This is a genomic window from Flavobacteriaceae bacterium GSB9, from assembly GCA_022749295.1.
In the GTDB taxonomy this organism is placed as follows: Bacteria; Bacteroidota; Bacteroidia; order Flavobacteriales; family Flavobacteriaceae; genus Flavisericum.
This window is the reverse complement of sequence record CP062007.1, coordinates 2,132,545-2,150,015: the sequence shown is the minus strand read 5'-3', so window position 1 is coordinate 2,150,015 and position 17,471 is coordinate 2,132,545. Positions and strand designations below refer to the sequence as shown.

The following is a 17,471-nucleotide window of genomic DNA, read 5'->3' as shown; positions in this document are numbered from 1 at the left end:
AATCCGAGGGGTTTTTGCAGGAATAAAATCCATATAACAAATTAGTTAATACTATCAGCTTCAACTGGTAAATTGCTGTCCAATGGTAAATCGTTGTTCATCGGTACTGTTTCAGGTTCTGCTTCACCATAAAAATGCTCAAAGGATCGCAAATAATTATTAAAGATGTTACCTTCTATTTCAGCAAATTCGGAGTCGTGTTGTATTAAAACATCAATTAGAGCTTTGTAACGGCTAATATCTGTATAAATATCCTCAAACATCCTTTCTTGATTTCGTGTTTTAAGGCTAGCGTAATATTTAAGGTTTTCCTGATATTTTTGCGCTACTTGTTTAAACAATGTTCTTGCTTTTTCCTTATTTCCAACTGCATAATACGCACCAATATAAGGTTCAAGCAAAGTGTAGAATCCAAAATACTCTACAGGCATATTCTCCATAGCGATATCGGCAATTTCTTCAGCTTTGTCTAATTTGTCTTCGTTGATTAACTGTTGAATTAAACGTGCTAAGTTACCTCGATACGTAATGGAGTTTTTGCGTGTTTCGGGATCGTGGTATATATCTGGACTGCCACTGTTGCCCCAATCCCATTTTTTGACTTTTTCGTACATTAAATCGCTGTCCACGCGACCCATGTCGAAAGGGTTATTGCGGTCTATTGAGGTTTTTATTGGGACTAATTTGTAGCAAAGGCCATCAAGTTGTAAGTAGTCTTTCATCCATAAATAATCGTCATCACCAAAACTTCCGCCAGTAAAATAAATGGGACGTTTCCACTCGTTATTGGCAATCACATCGAGCATGAGCAAACGGTTTTTGTACAGTGCGCCACCGTTAACGGTAATGTCAATATAAGGTACAATCTTGTCGGCATCATTAGGTTTTACGATACCCGATTTTAATACGTTGTCTTTATTTACCGGAATGCGCAAGTGTGGTGTAGGCAGATACGTTGCATTCAGATCTTGAGAACGTACTTGAGTGATATCAACACCACGACGTTGTAAAACATGTTTGTATTTGGTTCTAGGGTCTTTACTTCCAACAAAATCTAAAAAGCGTTTAATGGGCAATGTGTCTTGAATAACCTGTTGAATAACGATATAATCGTTGGTGCCGTATTTATATAAATCGTGTGTTAGTTGTGATGGAATAGGGTCGCTTTCGTAAGCTTTACGTTTCATTTGGTCGATATACCAATCGGTTTGAAACAGGCTCGTGTTTACCACGCGCACATCGGTACGGTAACCTTCTATTTCTTGGGCGTACCACAGGGCAAAAGTGTCGTTGTCACCAATAGTGAAGAGAATAGCGTTTTCTGCACATGAGTCGAGGTACATATGTGCCATGGATCTGGCCGTATATTTATCCGATCGGTCATGGTCATCCCAGTTATTGGCTGCCAGAATACCAGGTACTAAAATCAGGCAAACTACTGTAATAATTGGACCTGCCAATTTTTTAGGTATATATGTTTTTAAGGTATCGTAAAGGCCATAAACTCCAAAACCTATCCAAAGTGCAAAAACGTAAAATGAGCCTACCACCGAATAATCGCGTTCTCGAGGTTCAAATGGGCGTACATTGGTGTAAACCTGTATGGCAACTCCGGTAAACAGGAAAAATACAAGCATGACCCAAAACAACTTTTTGTCTTTGTTAAACAGAAAGAAAAAACCAAGCAATCCTAAAATAAGGGGCAGTAAGTAGTAAGTGTTTCTGGCTTTATTGTTTTTTACATCACTAGGCAGGTTATCCTGCGAAAGCCCTAAGTGCCATTCGTCTAACGGTTTAATACCTGAAATCCAGTTGCCGTGATTGTCGTATTTACCTTGAATATCGTCTTGGCGACCTGCGAAATTCCACATAAAATAACGCCAATACATATAGCCTAATTGGTATTCAAATAGGTATCGTATATTACTCGCCAAAGATGGCTTCTCGATATCGATGTATTCTTTAAACTGTTTTAAAAAATTGTGGTAATCTTCGTAATCGATATTACCTTGGCTTACATCTTTTCTGAAATTGTTTACAGAAGCACGCAATTGGTTTTCCATTTGATATTCAGGCTTCAGCTTAAAATCTAAAAAGCCAGAAAACATCATGTAATTTTCGGCATGTTCGGTACTCCACATACGGGGAAATAGTGAGGCATGTTCAGAATTGTAGTTTTGCTTTGCATTTTTGTAGTCATTCACAATAACATACTCGCCTTTTTCTTCGTCTTTTTCGTATTTGGGTTTATCGTCTATATAAGGATTGTTTTCATCTAAGTAGGCGTATTGGTCGGTAAACTGCGGACCATAGAACAAATGGGTTTCGGGGTATTGTTCTAAGTTGTAATAAGCCAAAAGCTCTCTCGCACTCGATGGGTTGTTTTCGTTAATAACCACATTGGCATTGGCACGAATAGGAAGCATAAGCCACGATGAAAACCCAACAATAATAAAAGTTATGCAAAGAATGCCCGTATTAAGATGTACATAGCCTTTTTTACGTGTGTACCTCAATCCAGAGTTAATCAAAATAATGAGTGCAATACCAGCAAATATAGACCCCGAATTAAACGGTAAACCAATGGTGTTTACAAAAAATATTTCGGTAGCACTGAAAATTTTAAGAATGTTTGGTGCCAACAATTTAAAAACGAACAATAAAATACCAACAGAAACGGCGTTGGCTATAATGAAGTTTTTTACCGTTACGGTTTTATAGTTTTTAAAGTAATATATCAGCCCTATGGCAGGAATAGTAAGTAACCCCATAAAGTGAACACCAAACGAAAGTCCAATAATAAAGGCAATTAAAATAAGCCAACGGTTGCCACGAGGTTTGTGCATATCCTGTTCCCAACGAAGCCCAAGCCAAAACAAAGCAGCCATTATTAAAGTAGCCATAGCGTAAACTTCTGTTTCAACTGCATTGAACCAAAACGAATCGGTAAATGTAAATGCCAAACTGCCAACTAGACCACTGCCCAAAATAGCCATGGCTTTGTTTTGTGACATGTCGCCCTTGCCAACAACTATCTTTTTAAGAAGCAAAGTGATGGTCCAGAACATGAAAAGAATAGTGAATGCACTAGCAACGGCACTCATCATGTTCATCATCCAACCCACCAATTCAGTATTTCCAAAAGTAAAAATAGAAAAGAAGGCTCCTAGCATTTGAAAAAGAGGTGCTCCAGGCGGGTGGCCCACTTGCAATTTAGCCGAGGTTAAAATGTATTCTCCGGCATCCCAAAAACTTACCGTAGGTTCAACAGTTAAACTATATGTGATAAGCGCTATTAAAAAAGAGAACCAGCCTAAGATGGTGTTCCATTTTTTAAAGTTGAAATTTGCCATGGATTCCTGTGTTAATTTGCAATGGCGAATTTAACAATAAATACGTTAATGCAAATATTTTTAAGTAAACGTTAAGTTTTTACAATTATTTTTTTTGAAAAATACTTGTAGAAATAAAACTTTGTTCTAAATTTGCACCCTCAAATGGCAGTGGCCTATGGTGTAACTGGCAACACGTCTGGTTTTGGTCCAGAAGAGTCTAGGTTCGAGCCCTAGTAGGCCAACAGAAATTAAACCCTTAACAAATTTTGTTGAGGGTTTTTTTATGCCCTTATTTTTCAAGTAGTGCTAATTTTACCGAAACTTAATACAGATAAACTTAAGATTGCAATTGCTTAAGACAACAATTAGATGCTTTACAATTATATAAGTTTAAGGTAAATCTTGGGGCTTGCGTAATTTTTTTCTTTACACCATTAATTAATCAATATAAAAAATGAAAAAAATTACTTTGTTGGCTAGTTTGTTTACGCTAGCGATTACGACAACCAGTTTAAGTCAAACCGGACTTCAACATTTGACTTCGTTCAATACCAATGTTGAGGGGTCAGTAGAAACCGTGGCCTACGATGCAATCAATAAGCAAGCCTTTTTTTGCGAATTCATCTGCAAATTCGTTTACCATTGTAGACATTAGTACACCTAATTGTTGGAAATCATTTAAAATTCAATAAAACGCTTTCGGGAGTTATATACAACCTTAACGGATTGGAAGTATAACAGTTTACAGACCAATCGGGTGTTAACGTATCGCAACTAACATCAGGAATTTATATATTTAAAACCCAACAGCATGGTGTTAAACGCTTTGTTAAGTTATAATTTTTAGAATGAATAATTAGTAAAAAAGCCCAACCACTACGGTTGGGCTTTTTACTTTTTTGCAAATACAATCAGCTATTTCATCAATTTTTTAATTAACATGATACCTCCATATTTGCCCATTAACTTAAGACCGGATTGAACCCAGTTTAATGGCTTTAAACTTTCTTGGTATTCCTCTTTAACATTTTTAAGTTCTTCCCAAGCAATTTGGCGTTCTAAATTTAAAATCTTTAAGTCGTGTTCAATGCTTTTAGCGTTGTGATAAGTCTTCATTTTAACTGAAAAATTTTTTTGATAATTTCTTAATAATAAAATTGTTGATGTGTACTCTTAAAAAGAATATTATCAGTGATAAAATAAAAAATAATAGTCCGACAGAAACAAATCCAAGAGATAAATTGCCAAGTGCATTGCCAATAGAAAAAGCCAATGCCACAGCAATAAAGCTCATTCCTATTAAGGCGAGTCCACCAATTAGTATAACCTTGACTACCATCCCCATGGAAATGGTAAACTGTTCAAAAATTTTTAGTTTGTAATACTTGTAGGATGTTTTGACGTATTTTTCACTAACTTTTGACGCATAGGCATTTGTTTCATTAATTGAATCAATTAAACTCATTAATTACGAGGTTTTTTGTAGCCTTTTGTTTTTTTGTTTTAAGTCTTTGAGTTTGCTTTCTAGTGCTGTTATAACATCATCGGCTTTGTAGCTAGCATCAGAAACGATAGATTCGATTTCTTCATCGATGTTTCTTTTTTTTGTGCTGGCAGTATTTACAATCTGTTCTTTTAGGGTTTCGGCTTTTTCAGATAGTTTGTCTTTAGTGGCTTGGGCTTCGTCCACTATTCTTTGTCGGGTATTGCTTCCTTTGTCCGGTGCAAATAAAATGCCTAGAGCTGCTCCTAATGCGGTTCCGGCGACAATGCCTAAAAAAGTACTTTCGTTGTTTGTCATAATTGTTATTTTGTTTTTTGTTTAACTTAATATTAAAAATATACAACAAATTATAACTAAATCCAAATAAATTGACTTAAATTTTTCGATTTAAGTGTTGTTTTATGGTAAAAGGATAGTTCTTTAATCGTTCAGTGTTTTCTTTGCAGCTTCAACTGTTTTTTTAGAGCTGCCAATAAATATTTTTTCGTTTATAATGATTACTGGTCGGCTTAAAAAGGTGTAATGTTGAAGGATGTAGTTTTTATAGTCCCGCTCGGTAAGGTTATGGTTTTTTAGGCCCATTTCTTTGTAGAGTTTCGCACGTTTGCTGAAAAGTGTTTCATAACTACCGGCTAGTTTTTGCATGTCTTCGAGTTGTTTAACCGTTATCTCTTCACTTTTTATGTCTTGCAAAACAAATTCTGAAGATAAATTGAGTTCTTTTAAAATACGTGTGCAAGTATTGCATGTTTTTAAATAATATACTTTTTTCATATGTCCATAGGTTTCTTAAAAAGCAAATTAAAACTATATTTATCGAAAAATTAAATAAGATGGATTTTACATTTCAGGTTTTAAACAATACACGAAAAATTTTTGGTAAAATAATAGAAGATACTTCTTTGGAAGACTTAAACAATATACCTGAAGGTTTTAATAATAATATCATTTGGAATATTGGGCATGTTGTGGTTACCGAGCAATTGCTGGCTTACAAACTCTCTGGTTTAGAGCCTTCTATTTCAGGTGGTATGATTAATAAGTACAGAAAAGATTCTAAGCCTGAAGGCCCTGTAACTGAAGATGAGGTTAATGAAATAAAGGCTTTGTTGTTCTCGTCCATAAAAAAGACGGAGGATGATTATAAAAACGGACTTTTTAAGGATTATAACACATATACAGTGTCAACAACAGGCAATACCTTAACCAGCATTGATGATGCCTTGCAATTTATTTTAGCGCACGAGGGTATTCACTATGGTTACGTATTAGCACTTTTAAAGGCTGTTAAACGCTAAAAAAGGTTGGACATCTTCAAGAGGTATCCTGAATTCTATAATTCCGCTCGAATAAGGGGCTATTTCATAAGTATTGTAAAGTAAAACCAGGCCATCTTCGGTATAGCCAATATTTATTGGTAGGTGAAAATTATTGGTATCAAAAATGGGGATGTTTTCGTTTGTAATGGTTTTGTCAAAATAAGGTTTTACGACTTTTTTAAATCCTTCAAGGTCGGTAATTAATTGTTCATTAGAAATTTTTTCACCTGTAGCAGCTTTAAAATTCAAAAAAGAAACGATGGATATGCCGTGGGCACCGCCTGTATTGATGTATGATGTTATTGCTAAACTTATTATTTCTGGCGATTTATAAATAACCTCACCGTCAATTTGTGCTTCCCAAGGCATGTCACTTTCAGGGAAGCTAACCTTAAATTTTTCGTATGCACTATTAAAATTATCGATACTTTCTTTAATAGATTTTGAAGGTTCTGTGTTCGGGTCTCCAATGGTTAAGGCAGCAGCTACGGTTTTACTTATTTCATCATTAATGTTGTTTGAAATAGTTTTGTTTCCTTCTGACTTAGGAATGTTAACTTCAACAATACTGTTGTTTTTGAATGGAATATTAATCTCTGAAAATGAGACTTTTGGGTATTTATTGCAACAAAAGACAAAAAGTAAAATACCGATAAAAAAATAATGGCGTTTTTGTGGCATAATTTAATGAGGTTAATTAACAACCCTAAAGGTAAACATTGTATGTAAATAGAGTGTAAAAAACGAACAATTTAGAACAAGAGAAGGAAACTGTCTGTGATTTTAAGTAGATTTTAGTCTAAATAATAAACGTAACCAAAATTTAACCAAACCAACCAATCGTTTTTTCTATCATAATTCGCCCAATTGTGATTTAAGCCATCAATCCAATCATCAAAGTAGTATTGCCATCTTAAGTCGAGCATTAAATCTGATAGTTTTGTGAGTTTGTAGCGTACGCCAACGCTAGAAACAACGGACCAAGTACTGCCTGGAGAGGCATCTACAGAGCCTGGTTCCCAAAATGTATAAAAGTTGCTAGGGTCTGTAACGTCGCCTATTGCAGTTGGATTGGGATTGGTATAGTTAGTGCTAACTTCAGGCGTAAAATGTGTGTAGTGGACGCCAAAACTAACAAAAGGAGCAAAACTATAAGAAAAGGCTTGGAAAGAACGAATGCTTAAAGGGAAATATTCCAACTGCATTCCAATATCAAAATTTTCGGCTATACCGCTGTGTGCCCTAAGTTTATCTGCTTCAGCACTGGTTTTATCAGACTCCACCCAAAATCCGTGATGATCGAGATTGGTTTTGTTCCAAGAAACTTCACTTCTCAGTTTAAAATGGTCGTTAAAAAAAGTATCTGTAGTGTAACAATTACAATCGGCACTGTATGCAAAACTAATGTAGTGAATAATCCCGATACCAATACCGGAATTCCCGAAGTTTGTTATTTCATCATTTCTACTGCCAAAATCTGAACGAAACTCTACAGGACCTGCTATAACACCCAATTCGTGAGAAAAACCTAGTTGTGCAAAAACCGTTTGAATGCCAACAAACAATAAAAGCCCACAAGCTAAAGATTTCAAGTTAAGCATATAAGGTTTAGTTTTTCAGAGGGCGTTACTTACGAACAAATATATAAAAACTAGGCAAAGAAACAAATATTAATAAGTTATGCAGAAATACTGAGAAAAATGTATTATGAAATTATAAAAAATAATGCATTTTTTTTGAAGAAAATGTATATTTGTGTTGATTAATTGATTTTTTTTAAATTTTGCACAATTAAAGAGTATGAAACAAACTGTAGGTCAATTTATGGAGCTTGTAAGAAAAAGAAATGGGCACGAACCCGAATTTCTACAAGCCGTTGAAGAGGTTGCGGAAACCGTAATCCCTTATATCGTAAAACACGATATATATTATGGCAAAAATATTTTGCTGCGAATGGTAGAGCCAGAACGTTTAATTTCGTTTAGGGTCTCTTGGGTTGACGATAGTGGAGAAATACAGGTAAATAGAGGCTACAGAGTGCAAATGAATTCTGCAATAGGGCCATACAAGGGTGGTTTACGTTTTCACCCTTCTGTAAATGCCAGCATTTTAAAATTCTTGGCTTTTGAACAAGTGTTTAAAAATAGCTTAACGACTTTACCCATGGGTGGAGGAAAAGGAGGAAGCGATTTCGACCCCAAAGGAAAAAGTGATAACGAAATTATGAGATTTTGTCATGCTTTTATGAGTGAATTGTTTAGGCACATTGGCCCAAACACAGATATTCCGGCAGGAGATATTGGTGTAGGCGCTAGAGAAATTGGTTTTTTGTTTGGTATGTACAAAAAGCTAAATAACGAATTTACAGGAGTGCTGACAGGTAAAGGTATGTCATGGGGAGGTTCTTTAATAAGACCGGAAGCGACAGGCTATGGTACAGTATATTTTGCACAAAAAATGCTGGAAACAAAAGATGATGGTTTTCAAGGGAAAAAAGTAGTCGTATCGGGTTCTGGTAATGTGGCGCAGTATGCGGCTGAAAAAGTAATCCAGCTAGGCGGAAAAGTTTTAACGCTCTCAGATTCTAATGGTTATATTTATGATGCAGATGGTATAGACGAAGAAAAGTTAGCCTTTGTAATGCGATTAAAAAACGAAAAAAGAGGAAGAATTAAAGAATATTTAGATGAGTATCCTAAGGCTGAATATCATAAAGGACAAACCCCATGGGGTGTGTCTTGTGATGTTGCTATGCCTTGTGCAACCCAAAATGAACTTACCGAAGGCGACGCCAAAACATTGATTGAAAATGGATGCGTTTGTGTAAGTGAGGGTGCTAATATGCCATCAACAAACGGTGCCATAGCGGTATTCCATAAAGCTAAAATATTATTTGCACCCGGAAAAGCATCAAATGCTGGTGGTGTAGCTACCTCTGGATTGGAAATGACTCAAAATTCCTTGCGCTACAAATGGACACGTGAGGAGGTTGACAATAAGTTAAAGGATATTATGTCCGATATACATAAATCATGCTTAGAATACGGTAAAGATGAAGATGGCTATGTAGATTATGTAAGGGGCGCCAATATTGCGGGATTTGTGAAGGTTGCCGATGCCATGTTGGCTCAAGGTATCGTTTAAAACAAACATTATAAGCATAATAAAAGCTTCCTGATTTGGGAAGCTTTTTTGTTTTAAATATATTATTTTCAGGTAAAACTCGTTTGTTATAAATATATTTGAGCTTTCTAAAAATCTATGTTTAAAAGAATTGTATTTTTTGTAACTTTAATAGCCCCGCTAGCCATCTTTTCACAAGATTTTTCAACACTTTGGAAGGGGCATTTTTCCTATAACGACATCAAGGATGTATCTTATGGTAGCAATAAAATTTATGTGGCCGCTACGAATGCCATATTCAGTTTAGACACTGAAACCAATGAGATGACCGAAATTAACACGGTAAATGGGCTTTCAGGAGAAACAATTTCAACCATTTATTACAGTAAAGACTATCAATTGTTGGTGGTAGGCTATGAGAATGGACTTATTGAAATTGTGTTTGATAATGACGAAGAGGTTTTGTCTGTAGTTGATATTCTTGAAAAACCAACCATACCGGCCAAAGACAAAACAATAAATCATTTTAACGCTTATCAAAATGTTGTTTATGTATCAACAAATTTTGGTATTTCTGTTTTTGATTTAGAACGCTTAGAATTTAATGATACTTATTTTATAGGAAACAGTGGGGAACAAGTAAGGGTAAGTCAAACAGCTGTTTTAGGTGATTATATTTACGCTGCTTGTCTCGATTTTACTGGGATAAAAAAAGCTTTGGTTAACAGTCCAAATCTCATCGACTTCCAAAATTGGGAAACTGTTAGTTCGGGCAATTGGCGCTCCGTTGAGGCACATAATAATAAGCTTTTTGCTATTGATACTAACAACAAAATTTTTGAAATTCTAAATGATAGTGCCATCGAGTTGTTTGGCTATTCCGATGCTCCTCAGGACTTAAGGGCTCTAGATGGAAATTTAATAGTTACAACGCCGAGTCAAGTTTGGCTCTACGATGGAGATTTTAACTTAGTATTGGAAATTCCAATCAATGAAACTTTTGATACTGTATATACCGTAGCATCAGTTGATTCAGAATATGCATACGTAGGCTCTAAAGATTATGGGATTTTAAAAGTGCCTCTAACAGATTCGACTGTGTTTGAAGAAGTTCATCCAGAAGGCCCTTTACTAAATACACCGTTTTCAATACAATCAGAACCCAATGGTTTGTGGGTGACTTTTGGTGAATATACCATTTTTTACAACCCATATCCTTTAAATAATAGAGGCATAAGCCATTTGCAAAATGGAGAATGGATAAACAGTAGGTATTCTGATGTTCTTGGTGCAAAATGCCTTAACTATGTAGCGGTTAACCCTTTTAATAATGAGCAAGTGTTCATCAGCTCTTTTTTTAGTGGTTTGTTAGAAGTCAACGATAATGCCCCCACTATTTTATATAATGAAACAAATAGTGGTTTAGAGTCTCTAATTTTGCCGAATGACCCAGATTATATTGATATTAGGGTGGGTGCTTCAGCTTTTGATAAGGAAGGTTTGTTATGGCTTACCAATGGATTAATTGAAAATCAATTAAAATCTTACAACCCTACAAATAACCAATGGAAATCATATTCGTTAAAAGATATTATTGCTAATCCTTCTGATAATAGTGGTTTTGGTGATATTGTTATTGATAACAATAATACCAAGTGGATGGCTGCTGGTTATAATTATGGCGTTATCGCTTTTAACGAAAATCTGGGTAATCGCAACATCAAAGCCATTTATAGAGAAGAACAAAATATGCCATCATCATTCGTTTCTGCTTTGGCATTGGATAACAGAAACCAACTATGGATTGGTTCTGAACGTGGCATTCGGGTGTTGTATAATACAAGTAATTTTTTTGATGATCCTTCGCCTGAAGTCGATGAAATCATTATTGAAGAGGATGGCGTAGCTAAAGAATTGCTCTTTCAGCAATATATATCAGATATAAAAGTTGATGGTGCCAATAATAAATGGGTTGGCACGGTAGATTCCGGTTTGTTTTATTTTTCGCCCAATGGGCAGAATACCATATTCCACTTCACTAAAGATAATTCGCCATTGCCATCAAATAGCATTAGGGATATAGCTTTAGACGAAAATAACGGAACAGTTTACATAGCAACTACTAATGGATTGGTGTCTTTTCAATCTGGAAGTTCGGGGACTTCAGAAGATTTGGAAAGTGCCTATGTTTACCCAAATCCGGTTCGTCCGAATTTCGATATCTTTGAAGATAAGGTGAAAATCAAAGATATTTCAGAAAACGTAAACATTAAGATTACAGATATAGAAGGTAATTTGGTAGCCGAAGCCCAATCAAGAACCAACCAAAGGTATTCGGGTTATAATTTGGAAATTGATGGCGGAACAGCATATTGGAACGGAAAAAACTTAGCCAACAATGAGGTGGCTTCTGGTGTGTATTTAGTCATGTTATCAGATCTTGATACATACGAAACCAGAGTTTTAAAATTAATGGTGGTGAGATAATGCTTATTACAACAAACGCCATTGTTCTCTCTAAATTAAGATATAAAGACAACGACCTTATCGTTAAATGCTATACGCAAAAAATGGGTGTAGTAAGCTTATTGTTGCGTGGTATTTTAAAAAGTAAAAAAGGAAACACTAAGGCAGCCTATTTTCAATTGCTATCGCAGTTGCAAATCGTTACGGCATATAAAAACAATAGGTCGTTACAGTCCATTAAAGAAGCGAAGCCAAATCATATTTATGCAAGCTTGCATTCCAATGTTTTAAAAAGTTCAATAACGATGTTCCTTGCAGAAGTGCTGTCCAGTACATTACATGAAGAGGAGCAAAACGAAAATCTTTATAGTTTTTTGGAAAACGCATTGCTTTGGCTCGACTCGCAATCTGAATACGCTAACTTTCATTTGTTATTCTTACTGAAGCTTACAAAATATTTAGGTTTTTATCCAGACCTTACAAATATGGAATTTCAATACTTTAATTTGTATGAAGGCAGGTTTGAGCAAAATGCTAGTAATAAATACAGTCTAAACGGTGATAATTTAATGTTGCTAAAATCGCTTTTAGGCACAACATTTGATGTATTAAACACTATAAAAATTAATACCAAACAGCGACAAGCTTTTTTGAGTATGATTTTGCAATATTACGAATTGCATTTAGGCGGGTTTAAACCTCCAAAGTCTTTACAGATATTAAATCAAGTTTTTAGTTAAAACATGAATTTTAAAATTTCGCTAATTTTCCTTTTTTTGATTTCGTGGTCTGCCTATGCCCAAAATATAAAAGTGCTCAATAGTACAACCAAAGCCCCTATTTTTGGTGTGGCTATTTATAACATCGATAAATCTAAAAGCGTAATTACTAATTTTAGGGGCCAAGCAGAGCTAGATGCGTTTTCGGATACCGAAATTATTTATTTTAAACATCTTTCGCACGTACTTAAAAAGCTGACTAAACAGGATATTGGTAAATCTAATCGGGTATTACTAGTGTCGAACACTCAGGGTTTGGAGAAAATAGTTATTTCGGCATCTAAGTTTAAACAGAGCAAAAGGGATATTCCCCAAAAAATAGTAAGTATTAACGCTAACCAAGTCCAGTTTACAAGTCCGCAAACCAGTGCCGATTTATTGGAAAATACAGGTCGAGTTTATATTCAAAAAAGTCAACTTGGAGGCGGTAGCCCAATGATACGTGGTTTTTCAACTAATAGGTTGCTCATTACTGTTGATGGTGTTCGAATGAACAATGCTATTTTTAGAGGTGGCAACCTTCAAAATGTAATTGCAATCGATCCATTTTCTATAGAACATACCGAGGTCACTTTGGGTTCGGGGTCTGTAATCTATGGTAGTGACGCCATAGGTGGTGTCATGAGTTTTTATACGCAGCGTCCAAAATTATCGTATACCGACGATGTGTATATCCGCGCTAGTGCTACTGGACGGTTCAGTACTGCCAATAATGAAAGAACGGGGCATTTCGATTTTAATTTGGGCTACCAAAAATGGGCATTTGTTACTAGTGCTACATTTTCCGATTTTGGCGATTTAAGAATGGGAAGCCATGGCCCTAAAGCGTATTTAAAGCCAGAATATGCCATACGAACAGATGAAGGTGATCAGATTGTAGAGAACACTAATCCTTTAGTGCAAAAATTTTCGGGATATAACCAATTAAATGTGATGCAGAAAGCACGTTATGAACCCCATGAAAATTTAAGCTTCGATTTAGGTCTGTTCTACTCTACCACATCTAATGTACCGCGATATGACCGCCTAATTCGTTACAGGGCTGGTAATTTGCGTTCTGCCGAATGGAATTATGGGCCTCAAAATTGGTTTATGACTAATCTTCAGGTTACCAAATTAAGCAGCAATTCCAATTTGCACGATAAGGTGAAAGTGACCTTAGCCTATCAAAACTTTCAGGAAAGCAGAATGGACAGAAACTTTCAGTCTTCAATAAGAAATATTCGCGAAGAGGCCGTTGATGCCTATTCGTTCAATGTAGATTTTGAAAAAACACTAAGCTCTAAAACACAGTTCTTCTACGGAGGTGAGTATGTTTACAACAAAGTTTGGTCTGAAGGAAAGGAAGAGAATATATTAACTAAAGAAATAAATCCTGCTGTTTCGCGTTACCCTAATGGCGCGACCTGGCAATCGGCGGCCCTTTATTCTAGTTTAAAGTTCAAGCCCAACCCGAAATTTGTGTTGCAATCTGGTTTACGATTTAATCGTGTTGAATCCTCGGCCAATTTTTCAGAAAATAATATGTTTTTAAATCTTCCTTTTGAGGCATCTAAAAACACTTCAAGCGCACTTACCGGAACAGCAGGAATCAGTTGGTCGCCAAGTTCAACATTGCAGTGGCGTCTTAATGCGTCATCGGCATTTAGAGCACCCAATATTGATGATGTAGGAAAAGTGTTCGATTCTGAACCAGGGTCTGTGGTCGTACCCAACGATAATCTAAAACCAGAGTATGCTTACGGTGGAGAGTTGGGGTTGACGTTAAATTTTGATGATAAGCTGCTGCTTGATATGAGTACCTATTACACCTATTTGGACAATGCTTTGGTGCGAAGAAGTTATAATTTAAACGGTGATAGGCAAGTGGTTTACGACGGCGAGTTAAGCAATGTGCAAGCCATACAAAACGCCTCTAAAGCTTGGATACATGGCTTTGAGGTGGGCTTAAAAATGCCCATTGCAAAACATACAAACCTAAGTTCGCAATACAGTATTATTGGCGGAACAGAAACGGCAGGAAACATTGAAGTACCCGTAAGGCATGTGGCTCCCAATTTTGGAAACACTCATTTAATTTGGAAAAAAAATACAATGAAAATGGATTTGTATGCCAATTACAACGGCAGTTTGTCCTTTGACCAATTAGCCCCTTCGGAAACCGAAAAGGATTATATCTATGCATTGGATACTAACGGAAACCCATACAGCCCATCGTGGTACACCCTTAATTTTAGAACACAATATCAAATAGGCACTTCAACTACAATAACGGCCAGTTTGGAAAATATTACCGATCAACGTTATAAAACCTATTCTTCGGGCATTGCTGCAGCAGGACGAAATCTTATTTTAGCCTTAAGGTATAGTTTGTGATATCCTTCAGTGGAACATGTTAGGAGTGGTGTAGTAATTTGTTACTTTTTAGTTCTAATCAAGAGATTGCTTCGGTCTTACCTCCCTAGCAATGACGTTGTGATTTTTATTTCTTGATGGCTTTTTTACTGATTACAGCTCCGTTTGAAAGTTTTACTTTAGCGATGTAAACCGAACTTTTTAGGTTTGAAAGCTTATAAACCTCAACGTTGTTTTTTCCTTTAAGGTTATAAAGTTGCCGACCAAACAAATCGAAAATGGAAACCATTTTAATGTGTAAGTTATTTGGTGCCGTAAACTGTACGTTATCGTTTTTAAGTTCAGCGATTTTCAATTGACTTGGGAGTAAAGCATCGGTGGTTGAAAGTGCATCGGACTTAAATACAATTTCAAAACGGTTATTGAACTCACCTATTTCAGAGGTAAACGTATAATCTGAATTTGTTATATCGTGTGCCGTGTTCAATAGATTGTCTTTTATGAAAGCAGAGTGTATATTAAAAAATTCTCCTTCCATTTTTGGAATGGACAAGGTGTAAAGTGTGGGGACTTCAATCGTGGTGCTAAAACCAAGTTTAATGACTTCATCTTTGTTGATCCTATTTACATCTTTACCTTGAATGGCAAATTTTTTGTCACAATTTTCAATAGTTGAATATAGAGTGGCACCTTTGTTTGCGTATTTGGGTGTATCGTAAGATATGCCGTCGTCTTTTGGTGTTGCACCATTTACGTAACCTACTAGAATTTGGTTAAATACGCCATTATCAGAAGTTAAGTTGAGCCATAATTTATTAAATTCAGATTTAGATTTCTTTTTAGTGCCTTTAAAAAATTGGCTGTTGGCGGTTGTGTTGGCAACTCGCATGGCATTTCTAAATATAATATTGGTTGTGTAGATATCGCCTGAAACAAGGTTTGCAGGTGCTGTATTGGACATAGCAACAAAAAACCCTTGACCAGAAGGTATGTTTCTAGAAGGTGTAACACCATCTCCTCCAGCAGTTTGACCCATAACATTGATAATGGCATAATCCTCGTTAGAAAAATTAAACTTTTGGTTGCCATTGTTTGTAGCTGAAGGAGGTGTGTTTTGCGACCATAAAAAGATGGCGCCATCAATATAACTGGTGCCGTTTGAGTCTGTTCCTGAGATGTCAGTAGAGATGTTGCTATTGGCTGCCAAAAACAAATCGGCATCAATAGCAGAAGGATACGGGTTACCTATAAAATTCCAGTTATTGTCGTTTAATTCCGAATCGTTTCGGTAAATAGGAACTAAGTACTCTCCGTTGTTAAAATCGCCTTCAAATGTAAACCTAAATGTTTTTTCTGATTCTCCAAGGGCATTATCATAAGCAAATTTTGTAAGTGTCGTGGCATAGCCAATTCCAGGTTGCATTATAGTGTTTGCAGAAACCCATTGCCAATCATTATTATCATCGTCTACGTCGTCTTGTCCGTTTGCGGTTGAATTATTGTTATTGGTTTCAGCAGTAGCATCTAAAAAGTTTTGAGCATTAAAAAGGTATCTTCTTTTGGGTTCAGATTCACCTAAAACAACACCTATTTCAGCTCCAGAAACAGGAGCGCTCCAATACGTGTATTCATACCAGGCGTTCATTGGGGCTGTTTCTTTATCGACTTGTATTGTTCCATTATTGGTAATAGTGCCTAAATCATTATTTTGAATAAATGCACCTTGGGGTTGTACATTTATTGTTCCATCTGTATTAACAATTAAGTCGTTTTGAACCTCTACAAAAGTGTTATCTGCAATGGTTAATATAGCGTTGTTTAAGGTTAAAGTACAAGCGCTGAAACTTCCTCCATCTGTTGAAGTGTTGTAATCAGCATTAATAATTACTGAGGTATTAAGTGTTGGTGCGCCGTTAGACCATCCTGCTGCAGTCCATGTTGTTGAATATATACAGCAACTGGTAGTATGTGACCCTAAATCAGACCAATCATCTTGGTTGAGGACAATCCATTCACTATCATCAGAATTAGTCCCTGCCGAACTTATCCAATTGGTATTGGTGCTGCATACACTTGGTTTTCTGACTAGTGTGTGTTCTGAAGTAGCATCAATTATGCCAGAGATATCCCATCCCAATCCTGGGTCAGGGCCATCTGTTCCAATGGTATCTATTAAAAGATACGTGCCTGAGCCGTTATCTTTGGCTAAGCCTACGGCGTCATTGCCATTCCAGTTTACAGATCCGCTTATTAAGTCTGCAAAACTCAAAATGCTAGTGTTTGCAGCACCATTAGCCACTACATATGTGCTACCATTTGTTAATGTTCCTGTTAAGTTGATGGTAGCTTCAGTCCAAGTTCCTCCATTTGAAACTCGCCAAATTGCATAATCGGATAAGTTTATGTCAACACCTGTTCCATTAAAAATTTCTATATATTTATTGTTTGACGAGCCTTCGGCATATTCAGAAATAATTAAATCATTCATTTGCGCCCCTCCAAAATTAAAAGTAAACAAGGCAATAAGAGTAAATTTGATACTTTTCATAAAAAGTAAGTTTTAAAGTCTGCATTTTAAGGTCGGTTGATT

General features: G+C 36.0%; 14 protein-coding genes and 1 tRNA gene. 7 read left to right on the top strand and 8 right to left on the bottom strand.

Annotation, left to right across the window (positions count from 1 at the left end; translation table 11 throughout):
* Positions 1–41 precede the first annotated feature (41 nt).
* On the bottom strand, positions 42–3,353 hold the full coding sequence (locus GSB9_01880) for a DUF2723 domain-containing protein (GenBank protein UKM65316.1): 3,312 nt from the start codon (positions 3,351–3,353) through the stop codon (positions 42–44).
* Positions 3,354–3,504: 151 nt separating this feature from the next.
* On the opposite strand from GSB9_01880, the gene GSB9_01879 reads away from it, so the two are divergent.
* Together GSB9_01879 and GSB9_01878 are read left to right on the top strand one after the other, a co-directional pair.
* A tRNA-Gln gene (locus GSB9_01879) sits at positions 3,505–3,577 on the top strand.
* Between the two features lie 212 nt (positions 3,578–3,789).
* Positions 3,790–3,990: a hypothetical protein gene (locus tag GSB9_01878; GenBank protein ID UKM65315.1), complete on the top strand. Its 201-nt coding sequence runs from the start codon at positions 3,790–3,792 to the stop codon at positions 3,988–3,990.
* Between the two features lie 260 nt (positions 3,991–4,250).
* Here GSB9_01878 and GSB9_01877 read toward each other — a convergent pair whose 3' ends face one another.
* From GSB9_01877 to GSB9_01874, 4 genes are all read right to left on the bottom strand, one after another.
* On the bottom strand, positions 4,251–4,451 hold the full coding sequence (locus GSB9_01877; protein ID UKM65314.1) for a DUF6327 family protein: 201 nt from the start codon (positions 4,449–4,451) through the stop codon (positions 4,251–4,253).
* Position 4,452: 1 nt separating this feature from the next.
* The gene (locus tag GSB9_01876; GenBank protein ID UKM65313.1) at positions 4,453–4,800 is read right to left on the bottom strand and encodes a hypothetical protein; all 348 of its coding nucleotides are present in this window, start codon (positions 4,798–4,800) and stop codon (positions 4,453–4,455) included.
* A 3-nt stretch (positions 4,801–4,803) separates the two neighbouring features.
* On the bottom strand, positions 4,804–5,136 hold the full coding sequence (locus GSB9_01875) for a YtxH domain-containing protein (GenBank protein UKM65312.1): 333 nt from the start codon (positions 5,134–5,136) through the stop codon (positions 4,804–4,806).
* 123 nt (positions 5,137–5,259) lie between these two features.
* On the bottom strand, positions 5,260–5,613 hold the full coding sequence (locus GSB9_01874) for a hypothetical protein (protein UKM65311.1): 354 nt from the start codon (positions 5,611–5,613) through the stop codon (positions 5,260–5,262).
* Positions 5,614–5,672: 59 nt separating this feature from the next.
* Here GSB9_01874 and GSB9_01873 point away from each other — a divergent pair, with 59 nt between their 5' ends.
* Positions 5,673–6,137, top strand: coding sequence for a DinB family protein (locus GSB9_01873; GenBank protein UKM65310.1), 465 nt, complete (start codon positions 5,673–5,675; stop codon positions 6,135–6,137).
* Here the strand turns inward: GSB9_01873 and GSB9_01872 are convergent.
* On the bottom strand, positions 6,117–6,839 hold the full coding sequence (locus GSB9_01872; GenBank protein UKM65309.1) for a DUF3298 and DUF4163 domain-containing protein: 723 nt from the start codon (positions 6,837–6,839) through the stop codon (positions 6,117–6,119). The two genes, GSB9_01873 and GSB9_01872, sit on opposite strands and share 21 nt — an antisense overlap.
* 113 nt (positions 6,840–6,952) lie before the next feature.
* On the bottom strand, positions 6,953–7,759 hold the full coding sequence (locus tag GSB9_01871; protein UKM65308.1) for a glutamate dehydrogenase: 807 nt from the start codon (positions 7,757–7,759) through the stop codon (positions 6,953–6,955).
* 199 nt (positions 7,760–7,958) lie between these two features.
* On the opposite strand from GSB9_01871, the gene gdhA reads away from it, so the two are divergent.
* From gdhA to GSB9_01867, 4 genes are all read left to right on the top strand, one after another.
* Complete coding sequence (gdhA, locus tag GSB9_01870; GenBank protein UKM65307.1) at positions 7,959–9,302, top strand: NADP-specific glutamate dehydrogenase; 1,344 nt, start codon at positions 7,959–7,961, stop codon at positions 9,300–9,302.
* 117 nt (positions 9,303–9,419) lie between these two features.
* Positions 9,420–11,768 (top strand): ABC transporter substrate-binding protein, encoded by a 2,349-nt coding sequence (locus tag GSB9_01869; GenBank protein UKM65306.1) that lies wholly within the window; start codon positions 9,420–9,422, stop codon positions 11,766–11,768.
* Positions 11,768–12,487 (top strand): DNA repair protein RecO, encoded by a 720-nt coding sequence (recO, locus tag GSB9_01868; protein ID UKM65305.1) that lies wholly within the window; start codon positions 11,768–11,770, stop codon positions 12,485–12,487. The genes GSB9_01869 and recO overlap by 1 nt, the downstream gene beginning before the upstream one ends.
* 3 nt (positions 12,488–12,490) lie before the next feature.
* The gene (locus tag GSB9_01867) at positions 12,491–14,902 is read left to right on the top strand and encodes a TonB-dependent receptor (protein UKM65304.1); all 2,412 of its coding nucleotides are present in this window, start codon (positions 12,491–12,493) and stop codon (positions 14,900–14,902) included.
* A gap of 106 nt (positions 14,903–15,008) precedes the next feature.
* Here the strand turns inward: GSB9_01867 and GSB9_01866 are convergent, their stop codons facing one another.
* Complete coding sequence (locus GSB9_01866; GenBank protein ID UKM65303.1) at positions 15,009–17,429, bottom strand: lamin tail domain-containing protein; 2,421 nt, start codon at positions 17,427–17,429, stop codon at positions 15,009–15,011.
* Positions 17,430–17,471: the final 42 nt, after the last annotated feature.